Source organism: Neptuniibacter sp. QD37_11 (genome assembly GCF_047778105.1).
In the GTDB taxonomy this organism is placed as follows: domain Bacteria; phylum Pseudomonadota; class Gammaproteobacteria; order Pseudomonadales; family Balneatricaceae; genus Neptuniibacter.
In genome coordinates this window covers 1,578,628-1,597,197 of record NZ_CP180552.1, presented here as the reverse complement: position 1 = coordinate 1,597,197, position 18,570 = coordinate 1,578,628, and the positions used below count along the sequence as shown (strand labels likewise).

The window sequence follows — 18,570 nt, the reverse complement described above, 5'->3', positions numbered from 1 at the left end:
GTTCCTCTTCAGACTTTCTCGACTTCACATAGCAGTGGGTGATTATTATCTCTCGCATATTGATTAACTATAGCTGCTTTCGTATCAGCTACATCACGGGTAAAAATTCCACATACTCCTTTCCCTTGAGTATGGACCGATAACATAACTTGTGTAGCTTTTTCTTGGTCCATATTAAAAAACATCATGAGCACAGCCACGACGAAATCCATTGGAGTGTAGTCGTCATTCATTAAAACCACACGATACATCGATGGTTTCTTAAGTTGCGGCTTTGCTTCTTCCGTGGCTAATCCGTGATCATGATCAAAATCTTCATGTTCATCTTCATTAGACATTCGAATTACTTTTTGTTCAAAATCAATAGACATCTAACAATCTTCTAAATTTACGCTAATATTTACTACTGAACAGTGATTGTACACTTGTCACATATTCTGTGTGTGGTGCTATAATCAGAATAGCAGGATAGGCACGGCCCCAGTAGTACCTGCAACTTTTAGGGGACAACCTTTAGCCACTATTCTAGCAGCTAAAGGAAGTACGTTCAGGTTAGTAATCCAATTGTAGTTTTGGATACGGGAGTTAGTTATGCAGACAGGGAAAGTAAAGTGGTTCAACAATTCGAAAGGATATGGATTTATCCTGTCAGATGAACATGAAGAGGATCTCTTTGCTCATTATTCTGCGATAGAAGTAGATGGCTATAAGAGTCTCAAAGCGGGCCAACAAGTTGAGTTTGAAACCCAGCCGGGTCCAAAAGGTACTCACGCCGTTCAAATCAAACCTTTAGCAACCCAGTAATAAAAAGGTTAAATCGATAGACTAAAAAACCAGCATGGAGCTGGTTTTTTTGTGTTTATGTGTTTAAAAGAAACCATTACATATTTTTGATGATCGCTTCACCAAACTCGGAGCTTGATAATAGCTCTGCACCATCCATAAGCCGCTCAAAATCATAGGTCACTGTTTTAGCTGCAATTGCACCATCCATACCCTTGATAATCAGATCAGCAGCTTCTAACCAACCTAAATGCCTCAACATCATCTCTGCGGATAGAATAAGCGATCCAGGGTTCACCATATCTTTGCCAGCATATTTAGGAGCCGTCCCGTGGGTTGCTTCAAATATGGCCACTTCATCTGAGATATTGGCTCCCGGTGCGATCCCTATACCGCCGACCTCTGCAGCCAAGGCGTCTGAAAGGTAATCACCATTTAGATTTAGCGTTGCGACTACGTCATACTCAGCAGGTCTCAGCAGAATCTGCTGTAACATCGCATCCGCAATCACATCTTTAATTATGATCTCTTTGCCTGTGTTTGGATTTTTAAAGCTCATCCAAGGGCCACCATCTTTGAGCTCTGCTCCAAACTCTTCTTCCGCCAACTCGTAACCCCAATCCTTAAAAGCACCTTCTGTAAATTTCATGATGTTCCCTTTATGTACCAACGTTAGGGACTCACGATCGTTATCAACACAATACTGCAGCGCTTTTCTGACTAGACGTTTTGTACCTTGCTCAGAAACAGGCTTCACACCAATACCACACTCTTGATCAAAGCGAATTTTGGTAACACCCATCTCCTCTTTTAGAAAGCGAATCACTTTCTCTGCTTCAGGAGACCCAGCCTGCCATTCAACTCCAGCGTAGATATCTTCCGAATTTTCCCTGTAGATCACCATATCTACATCTTCTGGCTTGATAACTGGGCTCGGTACGCCTTTATACCAACGAACCGGCCTTTGGCAGACATAAAGATCAAGTTCCTGTCGTAAAGCGACATTAAGCGATCGAATACCACCACCTACAGGCGTAGTTAATGGACCTTTAATTCCAACTACAAATTCTTTAAAAGCATCTAAAGTTTCATCAGGTAGCCACATATCTTGCTCATAAACTGAAGTAGCCTTCTCTCCTGCATAAACCTCCATCCAAGCAATAGACCGAGTGCCTCCGTAAGCTTTATTCACTGCCGCATCAACAACATTGATCATTGGTGGAGTGACATCTACCCCAATCCCATCTCCTTCAATATAGGGAATGATTGGATTATCAGGAACATTCAATGAATGATCTTGGTTAACTGTTATCTTGTCGCCAACAGGTATGGAAATATTTTTATAACCCATAATCTACTCCAATTAGCTTACTCCCACCGCAGATGCCTTTATCAGTGATATGATTGCACTACATGATCAGTATAGATCAGCAGTAATCCTTTGATTGATCACACCACGCCTTAACGAACTGAAAAACCATGAGCCAGCTATTACTTTTTAATAAACCTTTTCAAGTCCTTACTCAGTTCACCACAAATGACGATAAAAGCACCTTGGCGGATTACATTAACCAGCCAGACTTTTATGCTGCAGGAAGATTAGATTACGATTCTGAAGGATTACTGATCCTTACCAACGAAGGTGCGGTACAACACTATTTAGCCAACCCGAAGTTTAAGCAGGAAAAAACGTACTGGGCACAGGTAGAAGGTGAAATGACTGATTCTGCTCTTAATGTGTTGCGTAAAGGCGTTGAGCTTAAAGATGGTATGACTCGCCCTGCTAAAGCTAAAGTTATCGAAGAGCCAAATATCTGGCCGCGTAACCCACCGATTCGAGAGCGAAAAAACCAGCCAACAAGCTGGGTAGAATTGAAAATCACTGAAGGTAAGAATCGTCAAGTAAGGCGTATGACTGCTGCTGTTGGCTTCCCTACTCTTCGACTCATTCGTTATGCAATTGGTGATTGGACACTCGATGGATTGCAACCTGGAGCCTCAACTCTAATTGATGTGACTTTAAATCTGCCCCAAAAAAGTACCAACAATACCCGCCGAAGAACGAATGGCAACCGCATCCAAAGATCGTTCAAACAGGCAAATAAACGTACAAGAAGCTAGTTAACAGATTAATTAGCTTTCATATCCTTTCACAGGCCTATATTCTTGGTATTTCACGAACAAGTATTTGATTTACTACTAGAATATTCTTAGCTACTTGATGAACAACGAGTTATCACACTCAATGTTAAGAATGAATCGCTAGTTGATGAAAGGAGAATGCGGATGAAACACTGTTTATCTATCATTGGTGTAATGGTTTGCCTCCTAGCATCCACCGTTTCAGCGAATGACAAAGTTATTCGCATCTATCACGACTCTGATTACACCTCTCATTCGTCATCTGCAGATGCCATGAAAATGGGCTTTCTAACCGCGTTAGACGAAATAGATTATAAAATTGGTGACTATAAAATTGAGTTCATCAAAAAAGATCATCGGGGTAATGTAGTACGCAGCCATCGTACAATGAAAAAATACCTCAATGATCCAAAAGCCCTATTCATTCTTGGCGGATTACATTCCCCACCTTATATCAAATACCGCCAGTATATTAATGACAATGGCATTTTGCTTCTTGTTCCTTGGGCAGCAGGCGGCCCCATTACTCGTCATCCTAATAGTAATAATTGGGTTTTCCGCCTTTCCGTAGACGACACAAAAGCAGGCTTAAGAATCAGCGATTACGCAGTTAACTCAAAAAACTGTAATTCACCCCATCTGCTACTTGAAGATACGGGTTGGGGTAAATCTAATTTCAAAACAATAACCAACTACTTTCACACTAAACTTTCCATTACACCTGAAGTCACATGGTTTAATTGGAACACTAAAGAAAATGCAGCTAAATCTATTTTAAGAGACATTGCGAAGTCCGATAGCGATTGTTTGATATTTGTTGGTAACGCCATAGAGGGTGCTACCTTTATGACAGCCATGACAGAGGTTGAACAATTCAATCTACCTGTCCTATCTCATTGGGGAATTACCGGCGGTAACTTCCCACAAAAATTAGGCTCAAGCACTTTATCAAAACTCGATTTAAGCTTTATTCAAAGCTGCTTTTCATTTGTTAGCTCAGAAGAAACGCCATTTAGCCAATCTGTTTTTACCCGAGGTCAGAAACTGTTTCCTAATGCGATGAGCGATTACCGATCCCTTAAATCGCCAACGGGATTCACTCATGCGTACGATTTAGCTAAGGTCGCTATCCAATCTATGCAGGATATACCTCTTAGTGATGATATGGTAAAGAACAGGCAGTTACTTAAAGAGAAATTGGAAGCGTTAAACACTCCCGTAAAGGGCCTCATAAAAACTTATCACAAGCCTTACTCGACATTTACACAGTCCAACTTAGATGCCCATGAAGCACTAGGGCTATCTGATCTATGCATGGCCAAATTTACACCCGGTGGCGTTATTGAAGTCATGCAGAACACTAGTCGTTAACGCCTTTGATAGTTGAGTTTCAGGATGCAGCCACAAGCAAATCGCTTTAAGCTTTCAACAGATACACTATTCTATCTGTTTATCGTTTCGTTTTTCGCGATAGCTTTAGTTTCCAGTTATTTAGCGATCGGAGAGCGAGTTCGAAATACAACTGTAAATTTTCAAAAACAAACCACCAGCGCACAAGCCGCAAATGCAGCCTTATCGATTGGTAGTTATGTTGATGACCGAATTCTCTTCTTACAAGATTTAGCCAAGCACCCTCTACTTACAAGTGCCGTTATGGCAACACTAGACTCCAAAGAGAACTTAGTAGATTTCTTAGACTCTCTGCTAATTCTGGGACAAAACGAGGCTATTTACTTGCTGAATATTGTAGGTGAACCAATATATGGTCCTAAAAGTCAGCCGCTGAATTTAGACTTAGAAAATGAGATCTGGTTTGAAGATATTCTTAATGGCAACAAACCATGGGCGATATTAAAACACCGTAATAATGATCAATGGCAATTTTCTATCGCAGTTTCGGTCAATTACAACGGTGCAAGCGAAGGCGTACTCCTTGTTCATTTTGCTAAAGATATTAGTACATTATTCGCAACACAAGAGCTGGGCTCAGGAATAAAGATCAGAGGGGATTATCTGGATTACTCTTCGTTAACAGACACTATTGAATACCAAAAAGTCGGTACTCAAATAGCAGGAAAAACACAGCTCACGGTTGAATATTACATCGACCAACAAGGGCTAACATCGGAAGTAAACAACGTTATCACAAGTATTTTTATTGGCCTTTTAATATCTTTTCTTGTCGTTTTTATCCTTCTATTTTGGCTCGGTAAAAAGTTCTTTATCAATCCACTTAAAGCTCTAAAGCAATCCGAAAAAGAGCTGCGTGATGAACAAAATAGAAACAGGGTTTTGTTAAAGGCTCTAGAAGTAAGTCCCGTCGGCGTGACCGTTGCTGATGCCACTCAACAAGACCTCCCTCTTATCTATACCAATAATGCATTTTTGAATATCACTGGATATGAAGAAAGCGAAGTAATGGGTAAGAACCACCGCTTCCTTTCGGGTGAAAAAACGGACTTAAAAACCCTAGCTCAGATTTCAAAAGCGCTTAAAGCTCATCAAAGCGTCCATGTTGAAGTCATTAATTACACAAAAAACAAAACCCCTTTTTGGAACGATGTATCAATCTCACCTGTATTCGACGAACAAAATCGTCTAACCGCTTTCGTCGGTGTAGAAAATGACATAACCGACAAAATTAAGCGTGAAGAAGAACTATCTGAAACAGCAAGACAGCTTGAGTTAGTTGTAGATTCCACAAATGTTGGTATCTGGGACTGGGACGTCCTATCAGGGCAATTAAGCCTAAACGAACGTTGGGCTGAAATTATAGGCTATAAACTCGACGAATTAGCGCCTATAAATATCGATATTCTTCATAATTTCACCCACCCTGACGATTTGAACTTATCGAGTCATTTACTTAAAAAGTATGACCGCAGTACCAGTGATCGCTACAGTTGTGAAATAAGAATGAGACATAAAGCAGGCCACTGGATCTGGGTCTTAGACGCCTGCAAAGTCGTTGAGTGGGATGAGAACGACAACCCGAGCCGAATCATTGGCACTCACCTTGATATTACTGACCAGAAGCTCTCTGAAGAGTCACTCCTAAAAGCAAAAAATGAAGCTGAACAAGCAAGCATTGCTAAGAGTGAATTCCTCGCCAATATGAGTCACGAAATAAGAACACCAATGAATGGTGTTATCGGAATGACGAATATATTGCTCGATAGCGGCTTAAACCAACAACAACTCGACTATGCCAATACCGTAAAAAACAGCGCCGATTCCCTGCTAACCATTATCAACGATATCCTAGACTTCTCCAAAGTAGAGTCAGGCAAATTAGAGTTAGAATCGGTAGATTTTAATATGGGTCAGTTGCTAGACGAGGTTGGAACAGCCTTAGCCACTCGCGCTCATGAGAAGGATCTAGAACTTATATGCCCCGCCACCTCGATTACTAATGAATGGTTCAATGCCGATCCAAGCCGTATACGCCAGATCTTAGTTAACCTTATCGGTAACGCATGTAAGTTTACCGAATCAGGCCAAGTAGCCGTTTTCTATGAATCTAAGCAAATCACACCTAAGCAAAGTAATATAGTGATCAAGGTGGTTGATACCGGCATTGGATTAGACGCAGAGCAACAGACTCGATTATTCGAACGCTTTAGTCAGGCGGATGGTTCTACCACCCGGAAATATGGAGGTACCGGTCTTGGGCTCTCAATCAGTCGACAGTTAGTAGAGTTAATGGGTGGTGAAATTGGTGTGGACAGTCAACTCGGTAAAGGCTCGACATTCTGGATAAGCTTGACGCTACCCCATGCTATTCCAGAGCCAATTACTCAACCAATCGAAGCTTTACATAACAAAAAGATCTTGGTGATTGATCCTAATGAAACCAATCTAAATCTACTCGGAGATATATTAACGAGCTGGGAGATAAAACATGAGCTTACTTCGAAAGCCGAAACCGGTTTTGAAAAGTTAAAAGCAGCGGCATCGAACAAAACGCCTTTTGATATAACCATCATCAATCAAGAGCTGTCCGATATGGATGCTATCGAGTTTGTCACTCGCTGCAAACACGAATCTCTAGTAGCACCCTCCCAGCTGCTTGTTCAAACTGTCAGCAATCAAAACTTTGATAAATCAAAATTCGATGAAAGCGGTTTACACCATCTAATTGCTAAACCTATCATTCAAAGTCAGCTTTTTAATAAACTATTAGGCCTTGCCCAAGTTAAGCAACAAAATACCTCTACAAAACCTACTACCCAAAAAAAAGCAGCGCACTCCTTTAATGGCAAAGTTTTACTCGTAGAAGACAATATTACCAATCAGGCCGTAGCACGCGCTTTATTGGAACAGCTCGGGCTAAAAATTGATGTCGCAGCTAATGGTGTAGAAGCGCTATCTGCTCTTGAAATGATCAAATACGATCTTGTCTTTATGGATTGCCAAATGCCGGTAATGGATGGCTACGAAGCTACCAGAGCTATTAGGGAAGCAAGCAAATTTAAGGACTTGCCGATCATTGCCATGACCGCAAATGCCATGGCAGGCGATAGAGAAAAGTGCCTTCAAGCTGGTATGAGTGATTACATCTCAAAACCAATCAATGCCGAGCGCTTAATCCAAGCACTTAATCATTGGCTACCAGACGATCCGAAATTAACGCCCAACAAAGAGCAAGGTGCTTATACCACCGAAGACAAACCGCTAGTATGGGACCGCGCAAGCGCACTAAAACGCTTAATGATGAACGACAAGCTGCTCGCTAAGGTGCTTAAGGCCTATCTTCAGAACTCAGCTGAACTGATTGAAAACACACAACAAGCGTTTAGAAATCAGCAATGGGAAGAGCTAAGGCAGCAAGCTCATAATATGAAAGGAATGGCCTTAAACTTGTCTGCCCCACAACTAAATGAAATTTGTAAGATGCTTGAAATAGAAGCCTCAAATCAAAATCAGGAAGCACTTGAAAAACTACTCCCTGAGTTCGTAACCAAAGCTAACGCTCTATCGGATGAATTTAATAAATACCTTTCAAAGAATGAGCCTATTGTCAGTTAGGAAAACTAACTTTCTAACATTTAGACCGTTTTTAAAGCGCCTAATCCATACTCAATGCAGTTTTAAGGCGAGATAATAAACCATGCTTATTTTCTGTCGATTCCGCCAATTTTGCTGAGCCAGTTGGCGCAACAACATAAGGGTTAGTATTACCTTGGATTTGAGTAATCATTCGATTGCGCTCTAACTCCCATTGATCAACGGGATCTAGCTTTGCCCAAGCATTAAACAGCTTTTCCTGCTTATTACTGATACGAACGCCATACTGATCGCGCATATAAAAGTACGTACGAGCAATGTCGCCACGGCGATGTTCAGCTGGCTCGGCCTTACGCTGCTTAAAATCGACTTCCATATCACATTGCCCATAAACACGCGGTTCACCTGCTAATTGTGTGAAGCTAAAATTAGATCGATCACCATTAACCTCGCCGATTGCAGGTACAAGGTTGTGAAGGTCAGATTCCATCTTCTTGAAATTAGGGCTCTTCTTACAAGCTTTACGGCCACCATCTTGCCAACATTGCAATTGATGACCAAAAGCCCAAGCCGGCATTACGTGCTCCCACTCAATACGCTTTGCTCTATTCGCGTTTTTACGTGGTAAGTAGCCACAGGATTTTAAATCTGGCACTAACTTTTTACCTTGAGCTTTATAGTCACAACCACAATAAAAGCTCTGCTGGTTATCTGCGTAGATCTCTTTAAGAATCTTTTTAGCACTACCGAAAGACTTAGGATGCTCAGCTAAAGCCAAGCCTGGGATCATTAGAAGAGCCACAGAAAAGTACTTGTACATTGGAATTCCTTTTAAAGGCGTCCAATGCCAATCGATGCTTCCTGCTTTAAATTAGTTACTAGAGTTTGAGGCCAATATGAGCGGTTAAGTAGCTACTCAAAAGCCTCGACCATCATACGGCTGAAAGATAAATTTAAGCTTAACCTTGTGAAAAGAGCTGGTTCATACCATCAACAAAATCAGATTTACCACCATAAGAGGGATGACGGATATAGCGGATATCTTGATCAGGAAACGCTTTTTGTAAACAGTCCGTTCCTTTACGACCTAACCCTGCAATTCGATCTGGATGGTAAACATCCATGAGCATTTGTAACAGCTCTAAACCTTCTTCTATTTCAGTTTTTAATGGTGCCCTATTCTTTTTTTGAATACGCGAAGGGTGCGGATGATAAGGAAATGAATTCCAAAAAAGCGGTACTGTGTTTTGTGAACACAAATAGCGCCAGACAATAGAGGCAGTATTCTCAGCAGTAAGCGTATCAGGGTTAAGCTCAATTTTTGGCTTTAACTGCTGCAAAAAAGGATGATCAACCTCATCAAACAACTTGCCACTGGAAAACGGAATCCCAGTTAAACGACCACCTTTAAAACCATAGGCCTCACCCACTAAAAGGATCCTTGGTCCGGATTGCTCAAAAGCCAGTTCAATGTATCGCTTTAGGTTCTCTAATTTGGTTTCATCCCTATATGGATTAAATACAGTTAGAGTGTTTTTACGTTTGCTAAGTTTTGTGTAAAAACTTTCTAGATTAGGCATTTAACAAAGTCACAAGTTTATGCGTTAAAAACATGATCGACACAACGGCTAGACCAAATACGTAAAGCCCCCAATGAATCTGAATTGACGCGACAGCACCAAGTTTTACAGTCACCAACAATACCGCAACCACCATCACATCAAGCATCGCCCAACGACCGTAATCATGCATCAAGCCAAGCAATTTACGTTGTTTGGCGGATATTTCATCGCTTGGTGTTGTTAATCTAAATAACAAAAATAACTTAACCAAGGGTAGAACTACACTAAAGAGGAAGACCAGAACCGCTAGGATCAGATGCCCTTCAGTTAAAAGGCTATGTACACCGCCAATGACAGAAAAAGAACTCTCGAAGAAGTAGAACTTGCTCATCGTCATCATCGGACTAAACAGCCCAACAGCCAGACAGATCGTCGTTAAGATCACAGCTATTCTGAGCCATAAAGACTGAGATGAAGATAAAGGGGTGAATCTATCCATGAAAGGGCCTCAAAACAAAGTGACGCAAGTATACCAATCCATAGCTGTCATAGTGCAAACGAAACATTTCTGAGTGTTGCTTGAATGCGTTCGTTAACCGTGTACTCCCAAGGTTTAGTGAAAGATGCAGGCTAAATAAAGTTTGTATTTAGCCTGCAACTGAGCTGACGCTAAACCGCCATATCAATCTGCTGTACCGTTCCGACATCACCAGCTTCAGTTAAGTAGAAACCACTGGAGCGGACTCGGCCATTCTCTTGATTATTTTCACCTTTTATATCGAAAGGCGTTTCGGTTGAGCCTAAATAGATCGCCCCTACACCACTATCAGCCAATGATTCTAGGTAATCGCTATCTTCAGTTTTATGCCATACAAGAAGATCGTCGAATATAGAATCACCCTCATCGATATAGTTGTTACCGTCCTCGTCATATTGGGCAAGATCGGCAAAGCCATTACCCGTTAAAGCACCAAATAGCTCTGTACCGTCATTGATTATGCCGTCTTCATTCTTATCTAGAGCTAGCATGCCGCTTTCACCGGTAAGATAACTAATGAGTTCTTTATCACCATCAGCATCAAGATCAAATTCAAACTTCTCATCAGAAAGATCTGCGTGATTGCCTTCAAAGTTAAGGATCAATGGATCTGTAAACTCCACTACACTGGTCATTTCAAACTCGCGTGTAGCTGAGTAACTCCGCTCCATTTCTAGGTTCAGATCAAATTCTATCTGCTTACCATCAGCCGTAGTCACCATGCCACAGCTATGAAAACTGGAACATTCATACTCCTCAATGGTTTCGGTCACCTTAAACGACATCTCCATCTTTATAGGTTGTAGTTGCATGGGCACACCGCCTATTCCATCTTCACTCGGAATAGAATCAGCATCTGGGATCTCTACATCATCGGGAATGTCAGTTTGTATGTGTTTTGGGTTAATAGCATTTAACAGACTTTGCCAAAGCCTCGCTTTCGTAATCTCTCGTTGCTCAGCGATATTTGGCTCGTTGTCTGCAGTTCTAAACTGCAAACCTTGATCAGTTAAGACCAGAACTGAATTACCCTGAAACCGATCATCCCCTTCTGTTGATGGCTGTTGGCCAACAGCAAGAGTACTAAATAAGCTACTTTGCTCTTGGCGAAGAAACGATTTTGCTTCGCTTAACTGCGCAAGAAATCCATTGCTCTCACTCCCCCAATCGATCATTTTGGTTTGAGAGCTATATTCCGTTTTCTGATGCTCAGCACTCATATGTACATTACTTGTCTGAATAATCATTGTTCTCTCCTTGCTGATTTTTTGCGTCAATAAACCCCCGCCGTTCTATGAAAATAAAGCGTGAATCATTTCTTCAGGGCGCAAAAAACCAGTTTTTGTGAATAACAAAAACAAAAAATCGGTTGTTAATACTCAGCGGAAAATTTTTGCCTAAATCCATATATCGTTAGGCAATACTCGACTGCTACCCGAGCAAAACGCCAAGACAGTTTTTCCGATAAGAATGCTTGTATTAGGTTATAAAATTAAAAGAGATTTCCTGATGACCACTACCTCCCTTGCTGAAAGCCACGGAATACATAGGCTGGATGAGAATAGCCCATAATAACCACCACAAAATCGGGCTGTTTCATGTTCATTTTCTAATCCAACATTACGCGGTTCGCATCGACTAATTACGTTTGAGTAATCTAAGGTTCAGCAAAAAGCGGGCCGCTATCGCATTGAATATCAAAGGAAATTAAAAGGGATTAAAAAAGCCGCTGTATGCGGCTTTAGAAAAGAAGAAAAATGATCTAATCAAATTTGTAATGTATTTGATTGAGATAAGCTGCAACAGCCGATACCTCATCAGGGAACCAACCTACATCCAACATGGTGTTACACATCTCTACCTGAGCTTCTAATCGAGGATAGGTATGTACTCGGCGATTAGAACGAGTGTAAATATCTGAACTATGACAGGTTTCACAGTTAGCGTCAGTGTAAACTTCACCTCGAATCGTTCGTTCCAAGGCAACAGACTCATATAAATCTTTACCCTCTTCAGTATCTGAAGCTGAGCTCATTGCGGATGAAAGTATCAATAGCGTCGGTAAAACAATAAGTTTAAGTAATGAGTTCATGATCGAGATATTGGCCTCAAGTCAGGTGAATTAACAACGACATATCAGCAAATGGAATCGTCGTTTTATGGTTAAACATTGATAGGGCACAGAATAGCCGAGCAGATGTTGAATAGGCAAACATCATCAACAAAACAAAAATACTGCATCTGGCGTATCCGAGACTAAATATATTGAGATGTTAAAAAATGAAATTGTATCCCGCGTATAAAATGAGCATCGAAATTTAATTGGCCCATTTTATATGCAGAGTACATTTTAAGCGGATCTACGCTCGTAGTAATAATTATTGCTTTCAAATGCGAGTTTTTTAAGTGCTGCTATCTTTTCAGAATAAATGTCCTTGCTGACGTACAACGCCGTATCGATAAAGCGCCTGCCTTTTTGCTTGTAACGGCGATCATTCTTCCGATTTTTGTTTTCAAGAAGATAGCCTAACCTTCTATCTACTCTGTTCTTCCTTCTCTCTTTACCTTTATAGATACCTCTTTGGAATTGTAGATGCCACTCATAAGCATGAACCAACGTTGGCATCATAGGGCTGTGCCTTTTTCCTTTTGAATTACACCAATAAAACACTGCTCGATAATCTTTTAAATCCTTTATTAGCTGGAGTTTCATAGGATCACCCGAACATGATTTACATTGAATCTCGTTATCAAGCCTACTGGAGATAAGATGGAGTTATTAACACACCGCAGGATCAATCAAGTAGGCTTTTTTATCATTGTTAATTGCTTAAATCTGGAATAAGCACGCCCTCGGTGATCACATGAATCACACCATTACAGGCAGGAATGTCGATATAACCTAGATCCAGTGGTGAATCATTAATGCTAAGTCCATTTACATTCACAAACTCTTTATTCGCCATTCTGATTGTTTTACCGTCACGTTTTACAACGTATTTAGAAGTTCTTTCGCCATAGGAAACATGGTACGCCAATACTTCAATAACTCCATTCAGCGTCAAGGCGCCTGCTAAAGCATTAACAACTTCCATAGTGTTAGAGGTATCCACACCAGTTAGATCCAAAATACCCGCTTCTTGCAGTGCAACAGCAGTATTCAAGAATGCTTGATCATTTGGAGCAAATAGCGTCACAGTTCTATCCTCATTGGTAAGGACATCAAAGAGATTAGAGCTACCAATGGTTGCTGTCACAGCACCAATAAGAAAATCGAATTCGCCTGCAGTTACACCGCTTTCATTCAACTCAACCAATTCTGTGACAATCGTACCCAGTTCGTCGGTGCACTCTTCAGCTTGAGCCACTGAACCAAAAGTTAAGCCAGCCGCGCACATCATTGCAGTTATTGTTTTTTTTATTGTTTTTTTCATTGTTCTATACCTTCAGAGCTTAAGTGGGTTAATCAAACATCAAAGCTGGATACGACACACCAAAGAAATAGATCAAAAAACGCACAGAAATAAATTCATCTAAATCTAATTTAGAGGATTTCATTTCAAGTTCTCTGCAAAACTGGATAGAAAGAGTTTGAATTCTTTTAGTATTTCTATAACGCCAATGAGCATCATTCACTGGCAAAGTAACTGTGTTATCTCTAGTATGAAAAATAAAGCTAGGGTATATATTCACTAAATAAACAAGTTAGATTAATTCAGCCAGTAATACGACTTTGCAGGATGCAGCTCACCGTTCTTAGCCAATAAGGTTTAATAATGCTGTATCGATCACTCTTGTATTTTCACATCTTCTTATTTAGTTTTTCGGTTCATTCATCTCCGATCTATCAGATTCAAACCGAAGACTTTGCCCCCTATGCCTATGAACTCCCCAACGGAGAGATAGATGGCATGGCCTTAGATATAGTCCATTGGATGCTGGATGATCTCGGTATAGATTCCGAGATAATGATGCTTCCCTGGGCCAGAGCTGTTCACAACACAAGAACCAAAAATTGGAATGTACTTTTCTCTGTTGCACGCACACCAGAGCGAGAAAATTGGTTTCAATGGGTAGGACCATTTTATTCTGATGAAATTTTGCTCTTTAGAAAAAAAGCAATAGGCAAACCATCCCCTTCAGCAACAACTATTAAGCAATCTTGACTGGTCTTAGTCACTAGGGACTATCCAGAAGAAAAAATCCTAACCCAACAAGGCTATAAAAATCTCGCCTATACAACGAATCCAAGCATTAGCTTAAGAATGCTTTTAGGTAATCGAGCAAATTATTTAGCACTCGGCAAAGCGGCCTTACCTTGCTTGCTCGCCAAAGACAAAATAAAGAGTGATATGGTCGAGTCAACAGGTATATCGATCCACTCAACCAAACTGTATATAGCCATGTCGAAAAACACTCCAACCTCGGAAGTTCTGCGCTGGCAAAATAGTCTAGACAAACTTAAAGCGAGTCCGTTATATGAAAAATTTATCAACGAAACGCGACACTGTCAGTGATCTGACATTTTAAGAGATGACTTTATCTAACGTTTTGATCCGAGTAACAAACAAAAGATCAAAATGATCCATATTAAAAAACTAACCGTAAACACTTTGGATGATAGAAATGCTCTACTGAATGGAACTATTTGAAAACCTTCAATCTGCCATTGGTTTTTTTAGAAGTTCTAATCAGTATGAAAGCATAGCGATGATCATTAGCTATAACCTTTCATAGCGAGCATTGGGTACCTAGTGCCTTGGACTTACCTCACGAGAGACCCCGGTTAGAGTCTGGCAATTTGCCAGGCTCGTTTTTTTAATGGGTAGCATTATGAAGACTGAAGATGACTTAAAATTAGATATGGTTAAAACACTCAGTGTCTTTAATTATATACTCGATAAAGGTGAGAAAATGTCGGCCGGGCATTATGTATATTCCGGCTTACAGGCACGACATGATCATGATGGATATACATTGACCTTATTCGATTCGGATGTAGAGCTTAACTTATTTTTCCATAATAAATATCAAGCAAATTTTGATCGAAGATCTCAGTTTGATGCCTTCCTACACAAAATCGACCGCATATATTTTAAGCATCAGCTTAACTAACTAAGTTTTAACTAAAATTATTACTCCCTTTCCCTTCATCATCACGTCAAATTGGAAATGGCTTGGTTTGTTAACACAGCTAGCCACTCTCACTTCAAGCATTCCTGAACCAATACTTTAGTAAGTATCGAGCTTACTTTAGCATGCCACATCGACTGGGAAAGCCAGTAACACTGATAAGATAATGCGGTAAACAATGTTGAGATTAGGATTTGAATAGTCTCCTGATCTAGTAGAGGCCAAATCAAGTAGCAACCCTTAAATCATAACTATAAAAAGGACAGGATTTTTGAAACAGCTACTCACTTCAATCGCACTTGTGTTAGTTAGCATCTCTATCGCTTATGCTGGCAAGCCATCAACAATCAGCTTTAACGGTGACGAATATACATACAGAGCGACCGAAAGCTCTGCACACCAATATACACCTGCTGACCAAGCTGATCTTTCTTCACACAAAGATATGATTTCATTCACCTTCGCAGAAGAAGTGAAAACAAAGTCTGATTTAAAGCCTTTCGCAGAAAAGTTTTTAGCCACGTACAACGGTAAAGGAAAGATTATTAAAGCGATCGCCGGCCCAGACCCACGTGACCCTAGCCTGTTCCTTCTAGCCACAATGACAACCAGTGATAAAAGCTCAGACGCAAATATGTTCCTAATCAGCGTAGAGAACCAAACTGGCGTTGTAATGAACTACTCCCACCGCATTTATGGGAAAGATCAAAGCAAAGCGGTCATGGATTGGTTTAATGCTAATGGTCATAAAATGGAATCCACTCTAATGTCTTTCAAACAGTTCCCGGCAGCGAAAGAGTTCAAGTAACGTTAAATGAATAAGCAAAGGGGAATAGCAATCCCCTTTGTAATTTAAGCCTCTCAATCCAATCCTCTAATTATTTAATTCAATAGAGCTGTTAAGGCTTACACATGTATAAACTCATTATTTCCACCTTATTGAGCCTAACATTCCTGCTATCAGCTCACGCTGCTGCTAAAAATTGTGAAGATGCTAAATCCAGTATCCAGATGAATCGATGCGCGGCTATTAAACTCGAAGTAGCACACCACCAAATGACAAAGTATTTAGACGCAACTTACGAGCTTTATGCCAAAAACCCAACAGCACTCGAGAGCATCAAAGTTGCCCAAAAAGACTGGGAAACACACATAGCCTCACACTGTGATTCTATCTATGCGATCTGGGAGGAAGGCCGGAAGAAAGCATTCGTATCTATTTTTTGCATGATAGATAAAACCGACGAAAGAACAGCAGAGATATGGACGACGTACTTATCTAACAGTGCTAAACCCGTATTACCTAAGCCTCAAAAGTAACAAGTTTTAAGCATGAGAACCTAAATAAAAAGCCTCGCAACTTAGCGAGGCTTTTTATTTATCAGAACAAGATTTATCACTATTCGGTTAAATCCTTTAGATATCGCGAATATGATTTAGAAAATCATTTGGCTGCACAACGCCAATAAGCGTTTTATGATCGAGCTTTGCACCTTCGCGATCATAGAAGATAAGTGCCGGCGGGCCGATCAGTGCGTAATCTTTATTAAGTTTTTTAGCCGGTTCATCATTGGCCGTCACATCTACCTTAATCACCCGATATGGCGCTAAAGCATTTTGCACACGCGAGTCAGCAAAGGTAACCACTTCTAGCTCTATACAAGCCACACACCAATCAGCGTAGAAATCTAGCATTACTGGCTGTCCATTCGCTTTGGCGATCTCTAACTCACTATTAAGTGCTTCTGGCGTTGTCACTTTTATAAAAGGTAGAACCTCAGCTTGTGCAGACTGATCACCTGCAAATGCTTTTAATGGGTATCTAAAGCTATTACCACCTGCCAACGCACCGATCATTAGCGACAAGCCGTAAAGCAGAATAATTAAACCTAAACCTTTCGCAAGGTTCTCTTTAGCAGTTTTCGCTTTAGACAGCACGCCCATATAAACAGCAGATACAACTAGGATGATCGCTGTTAACCACATAGAAACGACGGTAGGTACAATGCGATCAAGCATCCAAACGGCCATCAACAACAGTAGCACGCCAAATACTGCTTTGACCTTGTTCATCCATAGGCCAGCATGTGGAAGTAGCTTTCCTGCAGAAGCACCAACCAATAGAAGTGGTACGCCCATGCCTAAGCTCATCGCGAATAACGCACTACCACCTAAGAATGGATCACCTGTTTGACCGATATAGATTAATGCGCCTGCTAAAGGAGCCGCCATACAAGGGCCTACAATAAGTGCAGATAGGAAGCCCATAATCGCCACACCAGCGACCGTGCCGCCCTTCTGGCTGTTGCTCGCCTGACTTAAACGGGTCTGAATACTGTTTGGCAGTTGCAGTTCGTAAAAACCAAACATCGATAAAGAGAGCAAAACGAAGATCAAACTGAAGCTGCCGATAATCCAAGCATTTTGGAAAAGCGCCTGAACATTTTCGCCAAACAAACCAGCGAGTACACCTGCAATGGTGTAAGTAATGGATACAGCCAACACATACACAAAAGACAGGCCAAAACCTTTAGCCGTCGATACATGTTTACCCTGCCCAGCAATGATACTGGATAGGATTGGAATCATCGGAAAGACACAAGGCGTTAAGGATAGAGCTAAACCCGCTACGAAAAACGCGCCTAGGGTAACGATTAAGCTGCCCTGAGAAAGCATCTGCGCAAAACGATCCTGCTCTGTCACTGCAGGGGCATTAATGGTTTGCATGGTTGCCGGAGCCGCACTCACATCAGCAGCTGATTTAGAAGGGGTAAATGCTGCTATTGAGATCTCTTTAGTGACTGGCGGATAGCAAACGCCACCGTCCCAACAACCTTGATAAGTGATGGTTAGCTTGTCGTCTTTTGCTGGATCGACTTTGCTTAGCAGTGAGAGATCAATCTCAGCGCGGTCGTAATAAACCCAGACCTGACCAAACAACGGGTCATCTTTTAATTCAGCCGGTGCATTCTTGCGTGAGATAATCTGGGTTGTTTCGCCATCTTTAAGCTCTATTCTGTCTCTATAGAGGTAATACTCATCCGGCATATCCCAGATAAGTTTTAAGGTATCACCCTCTTGCACATGACCAAAAACAAACGCTTTTTCTACCTGAACGGGGCCTTTTTCACCAAAAGGGTTTTGATCAAATAGTCCCGCCGTCACACTCGGGGAAGCTACAGATAAGATAAGTAAAAACTGTAACCAAAAAACTCGTTTAAATAGATACAACACAGCGTTTCCTATGGATTAATCTCGCAGACGCTTGATTGACAACTTTTATGCCTAACAGTTCGCTATCAATCGGATTTACATAGTTTACCACGCCTTTTTTATCGAACAGCACTCGTAAAAGCACTTTAATTAGTAGAAACAACTGCCATTGTTTTGATTTGGCGCAGAATA

Annotated in this window: 18 protein-coding genes; 8 read left to right on the top strand and 10 right to left on the bottom strand. The window is 41.0% G+C overall.

Going from position 1 to position 18,570, the window contains the following annotated elements; genetic code table 11:
- Positions 1–8: 8 nt before the first annotated feature.
- Positions 9–371 carry an ATP-dependent Clp protease adapter ClpS gene (gene clpS / locus ACMXYT_RS07260; RefSeq protein ID WP_415900968.1) on the bottom strand — a complete coding sequence of 121 codons (363 nt, stop codon included), beginning with the start codon at positions 369–371 and terminating at the stop codon, positions 9–11.
- 220 nt (positions 372–591) lie between these two features.
- Between clpS and cspD the strand changes: the two genes are divergently transcribed.
- Complete coding sequence (gene cspD, locus ACMXYT_RS07255) at positions 592–804, top strand: cold shock domain-containing protein CspD (RefSeq protein WP_415884879.1); 213 nt, start codon at positions 592–594, stop codon at positions 802–804.
- A gap of 76 nt (positions 805–880) precedes the next feature.
- Here the strand turns inward: cspD and icd are convergent, their stop codons facing one another.
- On the bottom strand, positions 881–2,134 hold the full coding sequence (icd, locus tag ACMXYT_RS07250; protein ID WP_415900967.1) for an NADP-dependent isocitrate dehydrogenase: 1,254 nt from the start codon (positions 2,132–2,134) through the stop codon (positions 881–883).
- A 128-nt stretch (positions 2,135–2,262) separates the two neighbouring features.
- Here icd and ACMXYT_RS07245 point away from each other — a divergent pair, with 128 nt between their 5' ends.
- The 3 genes from ACMXYT_RS07245 to ACMXYT_RS07235 all read left to right on the top strand — a co-directional run bounded on the left by ACMXYT_RS07245 (position 2,263) and on the right by ACMXYT_RS07235 (position 7,953).
- A complete protein-coding gene (locus ACMXYT_RS07245) occupies positions 2,263–2,904 on the top strand; it encodes a pseudouridine synthase (protein WP_415900966.1) in 642 nt (213 codons plus the stop codon).
- Between the two features lie 165 nt (positions 2,905–3,069).
- The gene (locus tag ACMXYT_RS07240) at positions 3,070–4,296 is read left to right on the top strand and encodes an ABC transporter substrate-binding protein (RefSeq protein WP_415912104.1); all 1,227 of its coding nucleotides are present in this window, start codon (positions 3,070–3,072) and stop codon (positions 4,294–4,296) included.
- 24 nt (positions 4,297–4,320) lie between these two features.
- A complete protein-coding gene (locus tag ACMXYT_RS07235) occupies positions 4,321–7,953 on the top strand; it encodes a response regulator (protein WP_415912103.1) in 3,633 nt (1,210 codons plus the stop codon).
- A gap of 40 nt (positions 7,954–7,993) precedes the next feature.
- On the opposite strand, the gene ACMXYT_RS07230 is transcribed toward ACMXYT_RS07235, so the two are convergent.
- The 7 genes from ACMXYT_RS07230 to ACMXYT_RS07200 form a co-directional block, all read right to left on the bottom strand.
- On the bottom strand, positions 7,994–8,752 hold the full coding sequence (locus ACMXYT_RS07230) for an endonuclease (protein ID WP_415912102.1): 759 nt from the start codon (positions 8,750–8,752) through the stop codon (positions 7,994–7,996).
- Positions 8,753–8,891: 139 nt separating this feature from the next.
- Positions 8,892–9,512: a uracil-DNA glycosylase gene (locus tag ACMXYT_RS07225; RefSeq protein WP_415900962.1), complete on the bottom strand. Its 621-nt coding sequence runs from the start codon at positions 9,510–9,512 to the stop codon at positions 8,892–8,894.
- Positions 9,505–9,993, bottom strand: coding sequence for a paraquat-inducible protein A (locus tag ACMXYT_RS07220; protein WP_415900961.1), 489 nt, complete (start codon positions 9,991–9,993; stop codon positions 9,505–9,507). Before ACMXYT_RS07220 ends, ACMXYT_RS07225 begins: the two co-directional genes overlap by 8 nt.
- A gap of 170 nt (positions 9,994–10,163) precedes the next feature.
- Positions 10,164–11,279 (bottom strand): hypothetical protein, encoded by a 1,116-nt coding sequence (locus ACMXYT_RS07215; protein WP_415900960.1) that lies wholly within the window; start codon positions 11,277–11,279, stop codon positions 10,164–10,166.
- Positions 11,280–11,794: 515 nt separating this feature from the next.
- On the bottom strand, positions 11,795–12,124 hold the full coding sequence (locus tag ACMXYT_RS07210; RefSeq protein WP_415900959.1) for a hypothetical protein: 330 nt from the start codon (positions 12,122–12,124) through the stop codon (positions 11,795–11,797).
- Between the two features lie 258 nt (positions 12,125–12,382).
- Positions 12,383–12,745 (bottom strand): hypothetical protein, encoded by a 363-nt coding sequence (locus tag ACMXYT_RS07205; RefSeq protein WP_415900958.1) that lies wholly within the window; start codon positions 12,743–12,745, stop codon positions 12,383–12,385.
- Between the two features lie 109 nt (positions 12,746–12,854).
- Complete coding sequence (locus tag ACMXYT_RS07200; protein ID WP_415900957.1) at positions 12,855–13,466, bottom strand: fasciclin domain-containing protein; 612 nt, start codon at positions 13,464–13,466, stop codon at positions 12,855–12,857.
- A 342-nt stretch (positions 13,467–13,808) separates the two neighbouring features.
- On the opposite strand from ACMXYT_RS07200, the gene ACMXYT_RS07195 reads away from it, so the two are divergent.
- The 4 genes from ACMXYT_RS07195 (at position 13,809) to ACMXYT_RS07180 (ending at position 16,485) form a co-directional block, all read left to right on the top strand.
- Positions 13,809–14,198, top strand: a complete 390-nt coding sequence (locus ACMXYT_RS07195) for a substrate-binding periplasmic protein (RefSeq protein WP_415900956.1) — start codon at positions 13,809–13,811, stop codon at positions 14,196–14,198.
- 655 nt (positions 14,199–14,853) lie between these two features.
- On the top strand, positions 14,854–15,147 hold the full coding sequence (locus ACMXYT_RS07190; protein WP_415912101.1) for a DUF3081 family protein: 294 nt from the start codon (positions 14,854–14,856) through the stop codon (positions 15,145–15,147).
- A 289-nt stretch (positions 15,148–15,436) separates the two neighbouring features.
- Entirely contained in the window at positions 15,437–15,973 is a 537-nt protein-coding gene (locus tag ACMXYT_RS07185; protein ID WP_415900954.1) for a hypothetical protein, read from the top strand.
- Positions 15,974–16,077: 104 nt separating this feature from the next.
- Positions 16,078–16,485, top strand: a complete 408-nt coding sequence (locus tag ACMXYT_RS07180) for a lysozyme inhibitor LprI family protein (RefSeq protein WP_415900953.1) — start codon at positions 16,078–16,080, stop codon at positions 16,483–16,485.
- Between the two features lie 96 nt (positions 16,486–16,581).
- On the opposite strand, the gene dsbD is transcribed toward ACMXYT_RS07180, so the two are convergent.
- The gene (dsbD, locus tag ACMXYT_RS07175; RefSeq protein WP_415900952.1) at positions 16,582–18,399 is read right to left on the bottom strand and encodes a protein-disulfide reductase DsbD; all 1,818 of its coding nucleotides are present in this window, start codon (positions 18,397–18,399) and stop codon (positions 16,582–16,584) included.
- Between the last annotated feature and the right edge of the window lie 171 nt (positions 18,400–18,570).

Bases quoted from the DNA above. Each gene is read 5' to 3' on its own strand.
- ACMXYT_RS07195 (WP_415900956.1), top strand. From the start codon at position 13,809: ATGCTGTATCGATCACTCTTGTATTTTCACATCTTCTTATTTAGTTTT.
- cspD (WP_415884879.1), top strand. From the start codon at position 592: ATGCAGACAGGGAAAGTAAAGTGGTTCAACAATTCGAAAGGATATGGA.
- icd (WP_415900967.1), bottom strand. From the start codon at position 2,134: ATGGGTTATAAAAATATTTCCATACCTGTTGGCGACAAGATAACAGTT.
- ACMXYT_RS07230 (WP_415912102.1), bottom strand. From the start codon at position 8,752: ATGTACAAGTACTTTTCTGTGGCTCTTCTAATGATCCCAGGCTTGGCT.
- ACMXYT_RS07215 (WP_415900960.1), bottom strand. From the start codon at position 11,279: ATGATTATTCAGACAAGTAATGTACATATGAGTGCTGAGCATCAGAAA.
- ACMXYT_RS07225 (WP_415900962.1), bottom strand. From the start codon at position 9,512: ATGCCTAATCTAGAAAGTTTTTACACAAAACTTAGCAAACGTAAAAAC.
- ACMXYT_RS07210 (WP_415900959.1), bottom strand. From the start codon at position 12,124: ATGAACTCATTACTTAAACTTATTGTTTTACCGACGCTATTGATACTT.
- ACMXYT_RS07235 (WP_415912103.1), top strand. From the start codon at position 4,321: ATGCAGCCACAAGCAAATCGCTTTAAGCTTTCAACAGATACACTATTC.
- ACMXYT_RS07180 (WP_415900953.1), top strand. From the start codon at position 16,078: ATGTATAAACTCATTATTTCCACCTTATTGAGCCTAACATTCCTGCTA.
- ACMXYT_RS07205 (WP_415900958.1), bottom strand. From the start codon at position 12,745: ATGAAACTCCAGCTAATAAAGGATTTAAAAGATTATCGAGCAGTGTTT.
- ACMXYT_RS07240 (WP_415912104.1), top strand. From the start codon at position 3,070: ATGAAACACTGTTTATCTATCATTGGTGTAATGGTTTGCCTCCTAGCA.
- ACMXYT_RS07200 (WP_415900957.1), bottom strand. From the start codon at position 13,466: ATGAAAAAAACAATAAAAAAAACAATAACTGCAATGATGTGCGCGGCT.
- ACMXYT_RS07220 (WP_415900961.1), bottom strand. From the start codon at position 9,993: ATGGATAGATTCACCCCTTTATCTTCATCTCAGTCTTTATGGCTCAGA.
- ACMXYT_RS07190 (WP_415912101.1), top strand. From the start codon at position 14,854: ATGGGTAGCATTATGAAGACTGAAGATGACTTAAAATTAGATATGGTT.
- ACMXYT_RS07245 (WP_415900966.1), top strand. From the start codon at position 2,263: ATGAGCCAGCTATTACTTTTTAATAAACCTTTTCAAGTCCTTACTCAG.
- clpS (WP_415900968.1), bottom strand. From the start codon at position 371: ATGTCTATTGATTTTGAACAAAAAGTAATTCGAATGTCTAATGAAGAT.